Annotated in this window: 14 protein-coding genes; 8 read left to right on the top strand and 6 right to left on the bottom strand. The window is 60.8% G+C overall.

Annotation, left to right across the window (positions count from 1 at the left end; genetic code table 11):
- Positions 1–101 precede the first annotated feature (101 nt).
- The 3 genes from relA to ACP7D9_RS11210 all read left to right on the top strand — a co-directional run bounded on the left by relA (position 102) and on the right by ACP7D9_RS11210 (position 3857).
- Positions 102–2345: a GTP diphosphokinase gene (gene relA, locus ACP7D9_RS11220; RefSeq protein ID WP_101156100.1), complete on the top strand. Its 2244-nt coding sequence runs from the start codon at positions 102–104 to the stop codon at positions 2343–2345.
- A gap of 109 nt (positions 2346–2454) precedes the next feature.
- Positions 2455–3288, top strand: coding sequence for a nucleoside triphosphate pyrophosphohydrolase (gene mazG / locus ACP7D9_RS11215; protein WP_426157429.1), 834 nt, complete (start codon positions 2455–2457; stop codon positions 3286–3288).
- A gap of 26 nt (positions 3289–3314) precedes the next feature.
- Entirely contained in the window at positions 3315–3857 is a 543-nt protein-coding gene (locus ACP7D9_RS11210) for a DUF2058 domain-containing protein (protein WP_016773645.1), read from the top strand.
- A 68-nt stretch (positions 3858–3925) separates the two neighbouring features.
- Here the strand turns inward: ACP7D9_RS11210 and ACP7D9_RS11205 are convergent, their stop codons facing one another.
- From ACP7D9_RS11205 to ACP7D9_RS11180, 6 genes are all read right to left on the bottom strand, one after another.
- The gene (locus ACP7D9_RS11205; protein WP_101156106.1) at positions 3926–4114 is read right to left on the bottom strand and encodes a hypothetical protein; all 189 of its coding nucleotides are present in this window, start codon (positions 4112–4114) and stop codon (positions 3926–3928) included.
- A 404-nt stretch (positions 4115–4518) separates the two neighbouring features.
- Entirely contained in the window at positions 4519–5739 is a 1221-nt protein-coding gene (fabB, locus tag ACP7D9_RS11200; RefSeq protein WP_016773647.1) for a beta-ketoacyl-ACP synthase I, read from the bottom strand.
- 11 nt (positions 5740–5750) lie between these two features.
- Positions 5751–6266, bottom strand: coding sequence for a 3-hydroxyacyl-[acyl-carrier-protein] dehydratase FabA (gene fabA / locus ACP7D9_RS11195; RefSeq protein ID WP_024013962.1), 516 nt, complete (start codon positions 6264–6266; stop codon positions 5751–5753).
- A gap of 247 nt (positions 6267–6513) precedes the next feature.
- A complete protein-coding gene (locus tag ACP7D9_RS11190) occupies positions 6514–8418 on the bottom strand; it encodes an ATP-binding protein (RefSeq protein WP_101156108.1) in 1905 nt (634 codons plus the stop codon).
- Positions 8415–9347 carry an ABC transporter substrate-binding protein gene (locus tag ACP7D9_RS11185; protein WP_426157425.1) on the bottom strand — a complete coding sequence of 311 codons (933 nt, stop codon included), beginning with the start codon at positions 9345–9347 and terminating at the stop codon, positions 8415–8417. Before ACP7D9_RS11185 ends, ACP7D9_RS11190 begins: the two co-directional genes overlap by 4 nt.
- 1 nt (position 9348) lies before the next feature.
- Entirely contained in the window at positions 9349–11472 is a 2124-nt protein-coding gene (locus ACP7D9_RS11180; protein ID WP_426157423.1) for a TonB-dependent receptor plug domain-containing protein, read from the bottom strand.
- A gap of 197 nt (positions 11473–11669) precedes the next feature.
- On the opposite strand from ACP7D9_RS11180, the gene ACP7D9_RS11175 reads away from it, so the two are divergent.
- The 5 genes from ACP7D9_RS11175 (at position 11670) to ACP7D9_RS11155 (ending at position 15858) form a co-directional block, all read left to right on the top strand.
- Entirely contained in the window at positions 11670–12695 is a 1026-nt protein-coding gene (locus ACP7D9_RS11175; protein ID WP_426157421.1) for an NAD(P)H-dependent glycerol-3-phosphate dehydrogenase, read from the top strand.
- 30 nt (positions 12696–12725) lie between these two features.
- The gene (locus ACP7D9_RS11170; protein ID WP_426157419.1) at positions 12726–13073 is read left to right on the top strand and encodes a DUF4389 domain-containing protein; all 348 of its coding nucleotides are present in this window, start codon (positions 12726–12728) and stop codon (positions 13071–13073) included.
- Positions 13070–13522, top strand: coding sequence for a phosphohistidine phosphatase SixA (sixA, locus tag ACP7D9_RS11165; RefSeq protein ID WP_101156116.1), 453 nt, complete (start codon positions 13070–13072; stop codon positions 13520–13522). The genes ACP7D9_RS11170 and sixA overlap by 4 nt, the downstream gene beginning before the upstream one ends.
- A 205-nt stretch (positions 13523–13727) precedes the next feature.
- Complete coding sequence (locus ACP7D9_RS11160; RefSeq protein WP_426157416.1) at positions 13728–15383, top strand: AMP-binding protein; 1656 nt, start codon at positions 13728–13730, stop codon at positions 15381–15383.
- A 31-nt stretch (positions 15384–15414) separates the two neighbouring features.
- The gene (locus ACP7D9_RS11155; RefSeq protein ID WP_101156119.1) at positions 15415–15858 is read left to right on the top strand and encodes a hotdog fold thioesterase; all 444 of its coding nucleotides are present in this window, start codon (positions 15415–15417) and stop codon (positions 15856–15858) included.
- Positions 15859–16001 lie beyond the last annotated feature (143 nt).

Below are 16001 nucleotides of genomic sequence, written 5' to 3'. Positions count from 1 at the left end.
TCTGTCCGCGCAGCGCTCGCCTGAGCCCCGCGAGCGCGAACGGACACTGAGGATCAGCGATTTGACGCATTGAATCTGCGTCGTAGGGAAGGTAAAGCAGCATGGTACAGGTGAGAGCACACCAGCCGATCAACACCGACGGCAGTATCAATCTCGAGGCCTGGCTCGATCACGCGGTCAGTGTCGATCTGGCACTGGATCGCGAGGCCTTGAAAGAAGCCTGCGAGTTCGCTCGCGAGGCCGAACAACAGTCCAACGCGAAGAAGAATCTGTGGGCCGAAGGCTCCGGAAGTTTCAGCACCGGGCTGGAAATCGCCGAGATCCTCGCCGACCTCAAGCTCGATCAGGATTCACTGGTCGCCGCCGTTTTGTATCGCGGCGTGCGCGAGGGCCAGATCGAACTGGCGGCAGTCGGCCAGCGCTTCGGCCCGGTGGTGGCCAAGCTGATCGACGGCGTGCAGCGCATGGCGGCGATCAGCGCCAGCCTCAGCCCGCGCCAGTCAATGGTCATGGGCACGCAAGGGCAGGTCGAGAACCTGCGCAAGATGCTCGTTGCCATGGTCGACGACGTTCGCGTCGCGCTGATCAAACTCGCCGAACGCACCTGCGCCATCCGTGCGGTGAAAACCGCCGACGATGAAAAGCGCAACCGCGTCGCCCGCGAAGTCTTCGACATCTATGCGCCGCTGGCGCATCGCCTCGGCATCGGCCATATCAAATGGGAGCTGGAGGACTTGTCCTTCCGCTATCTCGAACCCGATCAATACAAGCAGATCGCCAAGTTGCTCCACGAGCGGCGGCTGGATCGCGAGCGCTTCATCAGCGACGTGATGACCCAGCTCAAGGACGAACTGCAGGCTACCGGCGTCGATGCCGACATCAGCGGCCGGGCCAAACACATCTATTCGATCTGGCGCAAAATGCAGCGCAAGGGTCTGGAATTCAGCCAGATCTACGACGTGCGCGCCGTGCGTGTGCTGGTACCCGAAATGCGCGATTGCTACACCGCGCTCGGCATCGTCCATACCCTGTGGCGGCACATCCCGAAAGAATTCGACGACTACATCGCCAACCCGAAAGAGAACGGCTACCGCTCGCTGCACACCGCGGTGATCGGCCCGGAGGGCAAGGTTCTCGAAGTCCAGATCCGCACCCATTCGATGCACGAAGAAGCCGAACTCGGCGTCTGTGCGCACTGGCGTTACAAGGGTACCGACGTCAAATCCGGCTCGAACCATTACGAAGAGAAAATCTCCTGGCTGCGTCAGGTCCTCGAATGGCACGAAGAACTCGGTGACATCGGCGGTCTGGCTGAGCAGTTGCGCGTCGACATCGAGCCCGATCGGGTTTACATCTTCACGCCCGACGGTCACGCCATCGATTTGCCGAAAGGCGCGACACCGCTGGATTTCGCTTATCGGGTACACACCGAAATCGGCCACAACTGCCGAGGCGCGAAGATCAACGGCCGTATCGTGCCGCTGAACTACAGCCTGCAAACCGGCGAACAGGTCGAAATCATCACCAGCAAGCAGGGCACGCCAAGCCGCGACTGGCTGAACCCCAACCTCGGTTACGTGACCACCTCGCGAGCACGGGCGAAGATCGTGCACTGGTTCAAGTTGCAGGCTCGCGATCAGAACGTTGCGGCCGGTAAAACCCTGATCGAGCGCGAACTCAATCGCCTCGGCCTGCCGGCGGTGGATTTCGACAAGCTGGCCGAAAAGGCCAACATGAAAACCGCCGAAGACATGTTCGCCGCCCTCGGTGCCGGCGACCTGCGTCAGGCGCATCTGGTCAACCTCGCACAGCAACTGGTCGAGCCGGAGCGCGGCAACGAGCAGCTGGAACTGATCCCGCGCAAAGCTACCGGCTATAAACCGGGCAAGCGCGGCGATATCCAGATCCAGGGCGTCGGCAACCTGATGACGCAGATGGCCGGCTGCTGCCAGCCACTGCCGGGCGATGCGATCGTTGGTTACATCACCCAGGGCCGTGGCGTGAGCATCCACCGTCAGGACTGCGCCTCGGTGCTGCAACTGGGCGGGCGCGAGCCGGAGCGGATCATTCAGGTCAGTTGGGGGCCGGTGCCGGTGCTCACCTATCCGGTGGACATCATCATCCGCGCCTACGACCGTTCCGGGCTGCTGCGTGACGTCTCGCAGGTGCTGCTCAACGAACGCATCAACGTGCTGGCGGTGAACACCCGCTCGAACAAGGAAGACAACACCGCGCTCATGTCGCTGACCATCGAGATTCCCGGTCTGGATGCGCTCGGGCGGCTGCTGGGGCGGATTTCGCAATTGCCGAACATCATCGAAACGCGGCGTAACCGAACTCCGTGATGCGATCTCCTGTAGGAGCTGCCGAAGGCTGCGATCTTTTGACTTTGGTTTTTCAAGATCAAAAGATCGCGGCCTTCGGCAGCTCCTACAGGGGTATATAGAGGCCTTTATGTACACCCTCCAAGACCTGCTCCACCTGATGTCCCGCCTGCGCGATCCGCAGTTCGGTTGCCCGTGGGACATCAAGCAAACCTACGCGACCATCGTCCCGCATACCCTCGAAGAAGCCTATGAAGTGGCGGATGCCATCGAGCGTGGCGATCTTGATCATTTGCAGGGCGAGTTGGGCGATCTGTTGTTTCAAGTGGTGTATTACAGCCAGTTGGCCAAGGAAGAAGGGCGGTTCGAATTTGCCGGGGTGATCGACAGCATCACGCGCAAACTGATCCGCCGCCATCCGCACGTCTTCCCCACCGGCGACCTGTACGCGCCGCTCGACGTGCCGCGCTTGAGCGAAGAGCAGGTCAAGCAACGCTGGGAAGAGATCAAGGCCCAGGAGCGCGCCGAGAAATCCGCCGCGCCCGAGCAGTTGTCCCTCCTCGACGATGTGCCGGCGACGTTGCCGGCGCTATCGCGTTCGGCGAAGTTGCAGAAGCGCGCCGGGCAGGTCGGTTTCGACTGGCCGGACGCTTTGCCGGTGCTCGACAAGGTGCGTGAAGAGCTCGATGAAGTGCTCGAAGCCATGTCCGAAAACGATCCGGTGGCGGTGGCGGACGAGATCGGCGACCTGCTGTTTTCCGTGGTCAATCTGGCCCGGCACCTGAAGGTCGATCCGGAAACCGCCCTGCGCGGCGCCAACGGCAAGTTTGAGAGACGTTTCCGTTTTATCGAACAGGCATTGCGCGAGACCCACCGTCCCATGGAAGATTGCACCCTCGAAGAGTTGGACGCCCTGTGGGGCGAAGCCAAACGCCAGGAAAAGAATGAGCCCAGCTGCGGCTGAGCCGTTGCCCAAGTGAGTAAGCATTGATGAGCCTTTCCCTTCGCGACCAGTTGCTCAAAGCAGGCCTGGTCAACCAAAAGCAGGCCAAACAGGTCAGCAAAGACAAGCAAAAGCAGCAGCGTCTCGCCCACAAAGGCCAGGCCGAGCTGGACGATTCGCAGCAGCGCGCCGCCCAGGAAGCCATGGCCGAGAAGGTCAAGCGCGACCAGGAGCTGAACCGCCAGCAGCAGGAGAAAGCCGAGGCCAAGGCCCGTGCCGCGCAGGTCAAGCAGTTGATCGAAGTCTCGCGTCTGCCCAAGCTGACCACCGAGGACTACTACAACTTTGTCGACGACAAGAAGGTCAAGCGTATCTCGGTCAACACGCTGATGCGCAACAAGCTCAGCAGCGGTTCGCTGGCGATCGTCCACCACAATGGCGGCTATGAAGTGATTCCCCGTGAAGCGGCGCTGAAGATCCAGGAACGCGACCCGCAGCGTATCGTCCAGCTCAACGTGCAGACCGAAGAGGTCAACGCCGAGGACGATCCGTACGCGGCGTACCAGATCCCTGACGATCTGATGTGGTAAATCCAAGGCTGTAACAACGACGAACCCCGCTCATGGCGGGGTTTGTCGTTTTCAATGCTGTGGTTGCCTCAGGCGGACTTCAGCTCTCGTTGCTGTTCCTGCACTTCCAGTTCGGCCTTGTAGTTGTGCGCATCTGTTTCGTTGTGGAACATGCCGACCAGCAAGTCTTGTTGATGCACATCCCAGATACGGATGCCGGCGGCCAGGCCTTCGTGGGACATGTGTGAATCGTCGCGTTCAGTTACTTTTACAGTCATCTGCTAGCTCCAAATCTCAGGTTATCTGCACCAAGGCGTGTGCAGGACTCTGTTATAGATTTTGTTAGCCAGCTAAGTAAACCGCCGATTGGCGCAGGGTGTTGTTGCGGTTTTCGCAACAGTGCTGCAGGCCGCGTAAACCGCGACATTCGGTCGCAGGGCGTTTGGTTTCATGACAAACGTTTCATCTTCAGACACCCCGAATTGATCGTTCCCATGCTCCGCGTGGGAATGCCTCAAGGGACGCTCCGCGTCCAGTGACGCGGAGCGTCACGGGCTGCATTCCCACGCAGAGCGTGGGAACGATCAGTACAGGGATCAACGGTGTTCTGGCTATTTTCTTCAGACAAAAAAACGCCCCGAACCAGTCGGGGCGTTTTCATGTGTGGCTCAGCAGCGGGGAATTACTTGCCTTCCCAGCGCTTCAGCACCAGCGTGGCGTTGGTGCCGCCGAAGCCGAAGCTGTTGCTCATCACGGTGTTGATGGTGGCGTTCTCGCGGGTCTTGGTCAGCACCGGCAGATCGGCCACTTCCGGATCGAGCTCGTCGATGTTGGCGGAGCCGGCGATGAAGTTGCCTTCCATCATCAGCATGCAGTAGATCGCTTCGTGCACGCCGGCGGCGCCCAGGGAGTGACCGGACAGGCTCTTGGTCGAGCTGATCGCTGGAGCCTTGTCGCCAAACACTTCACGCACGCCTTTCATTTCCGCGACGTCGCCGACCGGAGTCGAAGTGCCGTGGGTGTTCAGGTAGTCGATCGGGGTGTCGACGGTGGACAGCGCCTGCTGCATGCAGCGGATCGCGCCTTCGCCGCTCGGGGCAACCATGTCGTAGCCGTCGGACGTTGCGCCATAGCCAACGATCTCGGCGTAGATCTTCGCGCCGCGGGCCAAAGCATGTTCCAGCTCTTCGACGACAACCATGCCGCCGCCGCCAGCGATGACGAAACCGTCGCGGTCCTTGTCGTAGGCGCGGGAAGCTTGTTCCGGAGTGTCATTGCGCTTGCTGGACAGGGCGCCCATCGCGTCGAACAGGAACGACTGGCTCCAGTGCTCTTCTTCACCGCCACCGGCGAAGACGATGTCCTGTTTGCCCATCTGGATCTGTTCCATGGCGGTACCAATGCAGTGAGCACTGGTGGCGCAGGCAGAAGCGATGGAATAGTTCAGGCCCTTGATCTTGAACGGCGTGGCCAGGCAGGCGGAAACGGTGCTGCTCATGGTCCGCGTGACGCGGTACGGGCCGACGCGCTTCACGCCTTTCTCGCGCAGGATGTCCAGCGCTTCCATCTGGTTCAAGGTCGATGCGCCACCGGAACCGGCGATCAGGCCGGTGCGCGGGTTGGACACCTGCTCTTCGGTCAGGCCGGAGTCAGTGATGGCGTCTTTCATGGCCAGGTAGGCGTAAGCCGCTGCATGGCCGACGAAGCGATAGATCTTGCGATCGATCAGCTCTTCAAGGTTGAGGTCGATGGAGCCGGAAACCTGGCTACGCAGACCCATTTCAGCATATTCCGGGTTGAACCGGATGCCAGGGCGGCTTGCACGCAGGTTAGCGGAGACGGTCTCTTTGTCATTGCCCAGGCACGAAACGATGCCCAGACCAGTGATAACGACGCGGCGCATGCGAATAACCCTTAGAAGTTGTCAGTGGAGGTGAACACGCCGACGCGCAGGCCTTCGGCGGTGTAGATTTCGCGTCCGTCGACGCTGACCGAACCATCGGCGATGGCCATGTTCAGCTTGCCCTTGAGGACGCGTTTGATATGAATGTTGTAAGTGACTTTCTTGGCGGTCGGCAGCACCTGACCGAAGAATTTCACCTCGCCCGAACCCAGCGCACGACCGCGGCCCGGCAGGCCTTGCCAGCCCAGGAAAAAACCGACCAGTTGCCACATGGCATCCAGACCCAGGCAGCCCGGCATCACCGGATCGCCTTCGAAATGGCAGGCGAAGAACCACAGGTCAGGGTTGATATCCAGCTCGGCGACCAATTCACCTTTGCCGTACTTGCCGCCTTCTTCGCTGATATGGGTGATGCGATCCACCATCAGCATGTTCGGGGCGGGCAGTTGCGCGTTACCTGGGCCGAACAGCTCACCGCGACTGCAGCGCAGCAGGTCTTCCCGAGTAAAGGCGTTTTGTTTGGTCATGCGAGCTCCTCAATAATCCCATGCGGCAGGTGGGGCAGATCTTCCCGACCGTTCAAAGCGTTCATGCCTCGAACCGGCAGCCTACTCATAGACTATTGCGTTGTGGTGAAAGTCACAGCACCAAGGACATGAATGTACACTTGTGCACTGAAATTTTTAATCAAGCCCCTTTTGGGGCTCGTTCGGGTGCCTAAGACTGCCGCACTTTCGCTTTTCACGCCAGTCGCAGATGGTCGAAAGGCCCACACTACGACACCCAGCGCTGCAAAATCTGCTGAAGGTCATTGCGTTTGAACGGCTTGGCCAGGTAATCGTTCATACCCGCTGCCAGACAGGTTTCGCGATCGCCCTGCAAGGCATTGGCGGTGAGCGCAATGATCGGCACATCGCGGCGTCCGGGCAGGTCGCGAATCTGCCGCGTGGCCTCGTAGCCGTCGATGATCGGCAGCCGGCAATCCATCAGAATTACTTCGAATTCACCGCCCTGGGCACAGCGCACCGCTTGCGCACCATCGGTCGCCACACTCACGGCAAAACCGAGGCTGCGCAGCATCGCTTCAATCACGGTCTGGTTGACCGGATTGTCTTCGACCAGCAACACATGCCGTCCTTCGCCCTGGCCACTGCCGTTCAGCGCACGCGGCGCGACCAGCGGTGGCATTGCCTGCTTATATAGCGCCAGTGGAATTTCCAGCGTAAATACCGAGCCGCGACCTTCTTCGCTCTGCGCGCGCAACGTGCCGCCCATGCGTTCGGCCAGCGTCCGCGCGATCGGCAGACCCAGACCGGTGCCACCATAGCGGCGGGAGATCGAGCTGTCGGCCTGCTGGAAGGCATTGAACATCAGCTCCAGACTTTGCGAGGAAATGCCGATACCGCTGTCCCGCACCGAGCAGGTGAACCACAGCAGTTCGTGATCCAGCGATTGCCACTGCGCCTCGATACTGACACGGCCCTGCTCGGTGAACTTCAAGGCATTGCCAACCAGATTGACCAGAATCTGCCGGATCCGCGTCGGATCACCTTGGACCTGCAAACCGCGCATGTCGTCGGGGATGCGCAGACTCAGCGCCAGGCCACGCTGCGCCGCGCTGTGCTGGAACGACTGCGCGCAGGCGCCGATCAGCTCGGCGAGGTTGAACGGAATGTGCTCAAGCTCCAGCTCCGAACGCTCGATCCGCGAAAAGTCGAGAATGTCATTGATGACCTTGAGCAAGTGCTCGGTCGACTCTGAAGCGAGTGCTGCATATTCGATCTGCTCATCGGTCATCTCGGTGGTTTCGAGTAACTGCAGCATGCCCAGGACGCCGTTCATGGGCGTGCGCAGTTCATGACTCATCATCGCCAGGAAATCCGATTTGGCGTTGTTGGCTTTTTCTGCCTCTTCGCGGGTCTGGATCAGTTGCGCCATCGCCTGTTGCTGTTCGCGACTGGCCTGTTCGAGCGCGTGGGCGAGGTTGTTGATGTGCTGCGACAGCGCGCCCAGTTCGGTGTCATCGACAATCGGCAGCGGCGTCTTGTAGTCGCCTTCCTGAATGGCCTTGACCGCGTCGCCGATGTCGCGGATCGGTTGAGACAGACTGCCGGCCAGGCGCCGCGCCACGACGAACGTGAAGAGCAGAGCAAACAGCGCGAGGATTGCGGCCTTGAACAGGATTTCCTGCTGGCGCTGACTGAAAGCGTCATTGGACAACCCGACGATCACCCGCCCCAGATAATCCTCGCCCGCGGCGCCGTTGCTGACTTTGCCGTCCTGGAAAAAATCATTGTGCAAGGCGATACGCTGCAAACGCACCGGCGCCTGGAACACTTCGACCTGATGCGGGCGGCTGTGGCTATCGGCCGGTTGTTCGACGTACACCAGAATCCGGTTGGCGCTGTCCTGCACTTCGAGAAAGCGCACATTGGGGGTGGCCAGTGTCGCCTTGAGCAGGCTTTCCAGCACTTCGTTGTTGCCGGAAATCACCCCGTATTCCGTGGCGGGGGCGAGTTGGTTGGCGATCAACTGACCGGTGTGGTTCAGCTCCTGACGCAAATCCTGGATACGCACGAAGGTAAAGAAACTGATCAACAGCAGTGTCAGCAACAGCGCCGGCCCGAGGCTGATCAGTTGTGTGCGGGTGTTGATGTCCCAACGGCGACGGAAATTCATGGGCGGCGCTCTCCTTCGGCCAAGGCAGTGGCGACAGATGCTTCATTCAGCGGTTCGATGCCCAGTGAACGAGCCACCTGCGCATTACTTGAAACTTTGAAACGCGCGGGATAAAGCGTTCGCGGCCATGCGCTGGTCGGCTGGTCGAGCAAATGGTCGAGGATCGCCAGCCAGTCACGCTGGTCGCTGTAGGTGCTGGCGAGGCTGCCCGCGCGAACGAATGCAATGGTCGGGCCGATCAGCGCAACCTGCCGCGCGTAGCTGCTGAGCAAGAGGTTTTTCGCCGTTTGCGAGTTGTACAGATCGGGATCGTCGAGGCCGAGCAATACGTCGCTGTTTTTCAGCACAGCGTGTAACGGACGGCTGTCGTGGGTGTTGTCCCAGCGCTGGCTGACAATCTCCAGATTCAAGGGCCGCGCAGCCACGCGTAATTCGTTGAGAAGGAATTCGCCGTGCTCATCGAACAGGACGCCGACGCGCCGGGCCTGCGGCAGGATTCGCCGGATCAATTGCAATTGCCGGCCCAGCGGCGGATCGCTCCAGAGCAGACTCAAGCGCGCCGGCTGGGCATCGGCGAAACGCTGGCGCGCCTGCAAGCGGCTGATGCGCAGCACCAGCGTCGAGGGGCCTTGCGAGTCCTGCAGGCGCCAGTCGAGACTCGGCAGATCGAGCAGGATCAGGCGCAGGCTGGTCGGCAGTTTGCCAGGTGCGGGCAGGCTGGCCAGCGGCTGAAAGCGCACGTTGTCGGTCGGGCGCAATTCACTCAATGCTTGAACAAAAGCCTGCACGCCGGGGCTTTCCTCGGCGCCGGTCAACAGAATATCGGCCGCCTGCACCGCGACGCCGTGCAGCCACGCGGTCAAAAACAGGCAGAGCCCGGCCAGCCAGTGGCCAAGGGTTGGCGTCTTCCGTGACGGGCCGTTGCGCATCCTAGAACTCCAGCTCGGCACTGAAATACATCACTCGGCGTTCGTCGTAATTGTTGTCGACGAAGGTGTTTGGCTGATGGTCGAGGCGCTGTTGCAGCACGCCTGCCAATTGCAACTGAGCTTTGCCGATGGGGATGCGTTTGGCGATGCGCGTGTCGACGCGTTCGAAGCGATAGCCATTGAGCGCGTTGTCGCCGTAATAGAAGAGGGCGCTGTTCCAGCCATGCCCCCAGTTGCGCAGCCATCCGGCCGAGCCGCTGTTGCGTGAGGTGAATTGCTGATCCAGCGGATTGCTCGCCTCGGCATCGACGAAGGCATAAGTGAAGCGCAAACGGTCGGCGCTGCTGAGGCGCCAGTCAAGTTGCGTTTCAGTGCCGCGAAAGCGCGAGCGGTTGGCGTTGCTGGCGATGTATTGGTTGTTGCGCAGCGGCTCGCTGATCATTCCGGTGATTTCGTCGTAGAACAGCTTTACGTCCACCGCCAGACCGAGTTCGGCGAAGTAGCCGTTGTAGCCCAACTCGCGCGAACGCATGTGCTCCTGGTCGAGATCGCCGGGGCCACGGGTCTTGACGAAATAACGCGCCGACGACTGGCCGTAGGCCGAGGGCCGCAGGTTGCTGACTTGATAGCTCCAGTTGACGTTGTTCTCGAACATGTCCGGCGAGCGGATCGCCTCCGAGTACACCGCACGCAGGCCGTGACGCGGGTTGATCAGGTAGTTGACTGCGAAGCGCGGGGTCAGCGAACTGCCGATCAATTGCGTGTCTTCGAACATCGCACCGCCCTGCACCAGCCAGTGCTCGGTAGCGCGCCATTCAAGTTGGCCGAACGCGCGCCAAGTGGTGTCGTCGAGGGTGCCGTTGAAGTAGGTCTGCGAATCGGCGCGGTCGTAACGGTAGTTCAGGCCGCTGACCAGACGCAGGTCGTCGGACAGGCTGAGGGTGTCCTGCAATTCGAGGTCGTAGCGCGACTCGCGGGCGCTCTGGTCGATATCGCCGCACAAGGTCTGGCTGGCGCCGTTACGCCATTGCTCGAGCACCTGATTGGCCAGCGCCATTTGCTGTGGCGTGCCGGGCGCCGCGCCGGGCCCGGTGAACTGGTTGATGTTGCGCGCCAGCCGCTCGGTGTAATTCGGGTCGAGCTGCCACAGCTGCGTCAGCTCAGGGCTGAACGACACCTCGGCATCGCAGGCGCGCCAGACTTGCTGGCGATCCCAGTGCTGTGCCGAGCCTTGTACATAAAGGCTGTGTTCGGGGTTGATATCGAGATTCCAGCGCACCGAACCGGCGTAATCCTTGGCTACCACGTCGGAATTGTTCCCTGCGTCGGTAATCCCCGAGAATACTGGGCGGTAGGTGTAAGGCCGCTGATTGCTGCCGTCCTTGGCGTTAAGCTGCCAGTCGAGACTCTGCCCTTCGTCGAGGTTGTGGCTGACTGCCAGACTCAGACGATTCAAGCGCCGACTGTCGCGATAATCGGCGCCGTTGCGGTCGCTGTCGAAACCGTCGTCTTCCTGGCCGGATAGCGACAGGCGCAAATCACCGCCATCCCAACCGGTGCCCTGGCTGGCATAAAAGTCGTTGATGCCACGCTGGCCTCGGGTGATTTTCAAGCGCGTGCCGTGGCTGTCGGCCGGGTGACGAGTGATGATGTTGATCACCGCCATCAGCGCGTTGGCACCGTAACTGACGGTGTTCGGGCCACGAAATACCTCGACCCGGTCGATATCTTCCATGGCCACTGGAATATCGCTCCAGTCCACTGTGGCCAGACCTGCGCGGTACACCGAGCGGCCATCGATCAAAACTTGCATGCGTCGTGCTTCGCTGGCGTTGGTGCCGTGGTAATTCACGGCTGGCTGATTGCCGTTGATGTTGCCGACCATCATCCCCGGCACCAGCCGCAACAGTTCGTTGAAGTCGCGAGCACCGCTGGCGCTGATCAATTCACTGTCGAGGACGGTCATGCTCCCGGGCACTTCCGCCGGCGTCTGTTTCAGGCGCGTGGCCGTAAGCACTTGCGGCAACGTCTGGCTGTCGACGAACAGGTCGTCCGCCACCACCAGCGGGCTGAACAGCAGCGCCAGTAGCAGGGGCGAGCGCGGGGGAGAAGAGCCAGAAAGCACGACGCAGCCTGTAGAGAGAGGAGTTGGCGCGCATGTTAACCGAGGGCCGACACTTTTCCAGTGACGTTGCAGGCATTTTCATTGATTTTATTGGTCTTCTTCTTACAACTGACGGTAATTGTTGCTGGGGCTGGCCGCCACCGGGGGGCCCCGTATAATGCCCGCCATCGCCACTGGTATGGATTAACGGATTGCATATGACTGAACAGCGCCCGATTGCGGTCCTGGGAGGCGGAAGTTTTGGTACCGCCGTGGCCAATCTGCTGGCCGAGAACGGCCATCAAGTCCTTCAGTGGATGCGTGACCCCGAGCAGGCCGAGGCCATCCGGGTCAATCGCGAAAACCCGCGTTACCTCAAAGGCATCAAGATTCTGCCAGGCGTGACCGCGGTCACCGACCTGCAAGCGGCCCTCGAGGCCTGCGATCTGTGCTTTGTCGCGCTGCCATCCAGCGCCTTGCGCACGGTGCTCGCCGCCCACGCCGAGCGCTTGAGCGGCAAGATGCTGGTCAGCCTGACCAAAGGCATCGAAGCGCACACCTTCAAACTGATGAGTCAGATCCTTGAAGAGATCGCCCCGCAGGCACGGATCGGCGTGTTATCCGGGCCGAATCTGGCTCGGGAAATTGCCGAGCATGCACTGACCGCCACGGTCGTCGCCAGCGAAGACGAAGCACTGTGCAAAGCGGTGCAAGCCGCACTGCACGGTCGCACTTTTCGCGTTTACGCCAGCGCCGACCGTTTCGGTGTCGAGCTGGGCGGGGCGTTGAAAAACGTGTACGCGATCATCGCCGGCATGGCCGTAGCGCTGGAGATGGGCGAGAACACCAAGAGCATGCTGATCACTCGCGCCTTGGCCGAGATGACCCGCTTTGCGGTGAATCAAGGTGCCAATCCGATGACCTTCCTGGGCCTGGCCGGCGTTGGCGATCTCATCGTCACGTGCTCATCGCCCAAGAGCCGCAACTATCAGGTCGGTTTTGCCCTCGGCCAGGGCTTGAGCCTCGACGAAGCGGTGTCGCGTCTGGGCGAGGTCGCTGAAGGGGTCAACACGCTGAAAGTGCTCAAGGCCAAGTCCCAGGAAGTCGGCGTGTACATGCCGCTGGTCGCCGGGCTGCACGCGATCCTGTTCGAAGGCCGCACGCTGGAGCAGGTGATTGGTCTACTGATGCGGGCCGAGCCGAAAACCGACGTCGACTTTATTTCCACCAGCGGTTTCAACTGATTCAGCTGTTACACGGACAGGAAGCAAGCCATGAACGATCCGAAAAGCGAAACCCAGTACGAATCCCTCCCCCTGCGGGTGTTGTGGATGATCGTTTATCTGCTGGTCTGGCAAGTCGCGCAGTTCATCCTCGGCGCGGTGGTGTTGGTGCAACTGATTTACCGTCTGATCTACGGCGCACCGAGCGCCAGCCTGATGAATTTTGGCGACAGCCTGAGCCAGTTTCTTGCGCAGATCGGCCGCTTCGGCACGTTCCACAGTGACCAGAAGCCCTGGCCGTTTGCTGATTGGCCGGCGCCGCGCACCCCGGAAGGTGAGGCGCCACACACCGTCGCCCCGGCCGCGCATCCGGTGCGCGATGAGGAGCCCAAGCTATGAAACTCTGGGTATTGCGTCATGGTGAGGCGGTGCCTCACGGCTCTAAAATCGATTCCGAGCGCGAGCTGACCGAGCATGGCCGTAAAGAAGTTCTCAGCAGCGCCGCGCATCTGATGGGCCAGCCGCTGACAGCGATTTACGCCAGTCCTTATGTGCGCGCGCAGCAAACCGCGCAGATCGTGCGCGAGGCGTTGGGTTTCGAGCCTGAGATCCGCACGGTCGAGTGGTTGACGCCGGAGAGTGATCCGGACAAGGTCGCCGAGCAATTGGTCGCGGTGAGCAATGTGCTGCTGGTCAGCCACAACCCATTGGTGGGTAACCTGCTCAGCTATCTGCAGCATGGCGCCGGACACCCGCCGGAACGGGTAAGCACAGCGGGGCTGGCGGAGCTTGAGCACAGTGAACTGCTGATTGGCTCGATGAAGCTCAATAGCCTGAAACACCCTTAACGCCATATCGCTGTGGGAGCGGGCTTGCTCGCGAATGCGGTGTGTCATTCACAGTTGATGTGTCTGATCCACCGCATTCGCGAGCAAGCCCGCTCCCACATTGGATCTGCGCAAACCTCACGAAATTATTTGTTTGAAATTTCCAACCAAGCACTTGCTTGGTTGACTACGCTTGCTCCAGACCAAAAAAACAGGAGCGAGTCGCATGTCTGCCGCCTTCCGTTTGCCGCTGGACGTGTTCTACGAACGGGAAGCCCGGCACCCGCGCCAGCGCTTTCTGGTGCAGCCGATCGGCGGCGGGCAGGTCGAGGCGCTGAGCTGGGCGGATGTCGGCCATCAGGCACGCTGCGCCGCCCACTGGTTGCGGGCGAGGGACTTGCCGGCCGGCAGCCACATCGCCCTGATCTCGAAAAACTGCGCGCACTGGATCATCGCCGATCTGGCGATCTGGATGTCTGGGCATGTGTCCGTGCCGCTGTATCCCAACCTCACCGCCGAATCCGTGGCGCAAGTGCTGACTCATTCCGAAAGTGCGCTGGCGTTCATCGGCAAACTCGATGACTGGGCGGGCATGTCGCAAGGTGTGCCGGCAGATCTGCCGACCATCAGCCTGCCGCTGCACCCGCCGGGCGAATTTGATTTCAGTTGGGCGGACCTGCAGCGCTGGTCGCCGATCCAGGACGATCCGCGTCCGGCCGCCGAGCATCTGGCGACGATCATCTACACCTCCGGCACCACTGGCCTGCCCAAAGGCGTGATGCACAGTTTCGCCAATCTCGGCTTCGCCACCAGTCGTGGAACACAGTTGTTCGGACTCAACGAGAACGATCGGCTGCTGTCGTATCTGCCGCTGTGCCATGTCGCCGAGCGCATGTTTGTCGAGCTGGCGTCGATTTATACCGGGCAGACAGTGTTCTTCGCCGAAAGCCTCGACACCTTCATCACCGACCTGCAGCGCGCGCGGCCGACCGCGATGTTCGGCGTGCCGCGTATCTGGACCAAATTCCAGATGGGCGTGTACAGCAAGATTCCGGCACAGCGCCTGGATTTCCTCCTCGGGCTGCCCTTCATCGGCAAGCGGGTCGGGCACAAAGTGCTGGCCGGGCTTGGACTGGATGCCTTGCGCGTGGCGTTGTCCGGTGCCGCGCCAGTGCCGCAGACCCTGCTTGCCTGGTATCAGAAACTCGGCCTCGATGTGCTGGAGGTGTACGGCATGACCGAGGGCTGCGGCTATTCGCATATCTGCCTGCCGGGGCGATACAAGCAAGGCTGGATTGGCCAGCCGTGCCCGGAAGTCGAGGTGCGCATCGCTGAGACCGGCGAAGTGCAGGTGCGCAGCCAGGCCAACATGCTCGGCTATTTCAAGGAACCGCAGAAGACCGCCGAGACGTTGACCGCAGACGGCTTTCTGCGCACGGGCGACAAGGGCGAGCAGGACAGCGAAGGGCGCCTGCGCCTGACCGGGCGGCTGAAGGAAATCTTCAAGACCAGCAAAGGCAAATATGTCGCCCCGGCGCCGATTGAAAACCGCCTGGCCGTGCATTCGCGCATCGAACAGGTGTGCGTGGTCGGCGATGGCCTGAGTGCACCGCTGGGGTTGTGTGTGCTGTCGACGGTCAATCAGCAGGAGCCACGGGCGAGCCTGCACGCGAGCCTGGAAAAACTTCTGGAAGAGGTCAACGCAGCCCTCGACAAACACGAACGCTTGCGCCGGCTGGTGGTGGTCAAGGACAACTGGGCGGTAGACAACGGCTTCCTCACGCCGACCCTGAAAATCAAGCGCAACGTCATCGAAGACCGATACGGCGCTCGCTTCGAAGAATGGAGCGCGCGCAGTGAGGCGGTGCTGTGGCAGGATTGAGCGTCGATTACAACAACAAAGGAAGTCTGCGATGAGCTTGTGGCGTACTACTCCCGACATCGAACAGTTGAACGCAATCCAGAAGAACACCATTGGCGAAGTGCTGGATATTCGCTTCGAAGCCTTCGACGAACAGTCGCTGACGGCGAGCATGGTCATCGACCATCGCACCCACCAGCCTTACGGTCTATTGCATGGCGGCGCGTCGGTGGTGCTGGCTGAGACCGTTGGTTCAATGGCCAGTTACCTGTGCATCGATGCGAGCAAATTCTATTGCGTCGGCCTGGAAATCAACGCCAACCACCTGCGCGGCTTGCGTAGCGGGCGGGTGACGGCGGTGGCCAGCCCGATTCATATAGGCCGCACCACGCATGTCTGGGACATCCGCCTGACCAGCGATGAAGGCAAGGCCAGTTGCGTGTCGCGCCTGACCATGGCGGTGGTGCCGCTGGGGGAGCAGCCGCCTGTGCGCTGACCGGTTGCAGATCAAAAATATCGCAGCCTTCGGCAGCTCCCCATCAAAATGCGTGTACCTGCCGCAGCTGTCGAAGGTTGCGATCTTTTGCTTGTGAAGCGTCTCCACCACCATTTCTGGCAGTTATGGTCATTGCTGCGGCG

The organism is Pseudomonas sp. TSRC2-2 (genome assembly GCF_049897785.1).
Classification (GTDB): Bacteria; Pseudomonadota; Gammaproteobacteria; order Pseudomonadales; family Pseudomonadaceae; genus Aquipseudomonas.
Note: the sequence above shows the minus strand (reverse complement) of the source record. Positions and strands in the feature narration are given on the sequence as shown.

What these genes read in the sequence shown, in the direction of transcription:
- relA (WP_101156100.1), top strand. Translation starts at nt 102, where the DNA reads ATGGTACAGGTGAGAGCACACCAGCCGATCAACACCGACGGCAGTATC.
- mazG (WP_426157429.1), top strand. Translation starts at nt 2,455, where the DNA reads ATGTACACCCTCCAAGACCTGCTCCACCTGATGTCCCGCCTGCGCGAT.
- ACP7D9_RS11210 (WP_016773645.1), top strand. Translation starts at nt 3,315, where the DNA reads ATGAGCCTTTCCCTTCGCGACCAGTTGCTCAAAGCAGGCCTGGTCAAC.
- ACP7D9_RS11205 (WP_101156106.1), bottom strand. Translation starts at nt 4,114, where the DNA reads ATGACTGTAAAAGTAACTGAACGCGACGATTCACACATGTCCCACGAA.
- fabB (WP_016773647.1), bottom strand. Translation starts at nt 5,739, where the DNA reads ATGCGCCGCGTCGTTATCACTGGTCTGGGCATCGTTTCGTGCCTGGGC.
- fabA (WP_024013962.1), bottom strand. Translation starts at nt 6,266, where the DNA reads ATGACCAAACAAAACGCCTTTACTCGGGAAGACCTGCTGCGCTGCAGT.
- ACP7D9_RS11190 (WP_101156108.1), bottom strand. Translation starts at nt 8,418, where the DNA reads ATGAATTTCCGTCGCCGTTGGGACATCAACACCCGCACACAACTGATC.
- ACP7D9_RS11185 (WP_426157425.1), bottom strand. Translation starts at nt 9,347, where the DNA reads ATGCGCAACGGCCCGTCACGGAAGACGCCAACCCTTGGCCACTGGCTG.
- ACP7D9_RS11175 (WP_426157421.1), top strand. Translation starts at nt 11,670, where the DNA reads ATGACTGAACAGCGCCCGATTGCGGTCCTGGGAGGCGGAAGTTTTGGT.
- ACP7D9_RS11170 (WP_426157419.1), top strand. Translation starts at nt 12,726, where the DNA reads ATGAACGATCCGAAAAGCGAAACCCAGTACGAATCCCTCCCCCTGCGG.
- sixA (WP_101156116.1), top strand. Translation starts at nt 13,070, where the DNA reads ATGAAACTCTGGGTATTGCGTCATGGTGAGGCGGTGCCTCACGGCTCT.
- ACP7D9_RS11160 (WP_426157416.1), top strand. Translation starts at nt 13,728, where the DNA reads ATGTCTGCCGCCTTCCGTTTGCCGCTGGACGTGTTCTACGAACGGGAA.
- ACP7D9_RS11155 (WP_101156119.1), top strand. Translation starts at nt 15,415, where the DNA reads ATGAGCTTGTGGCGTACTACTCCCGACATCGAACAGTTGAACGCAATC.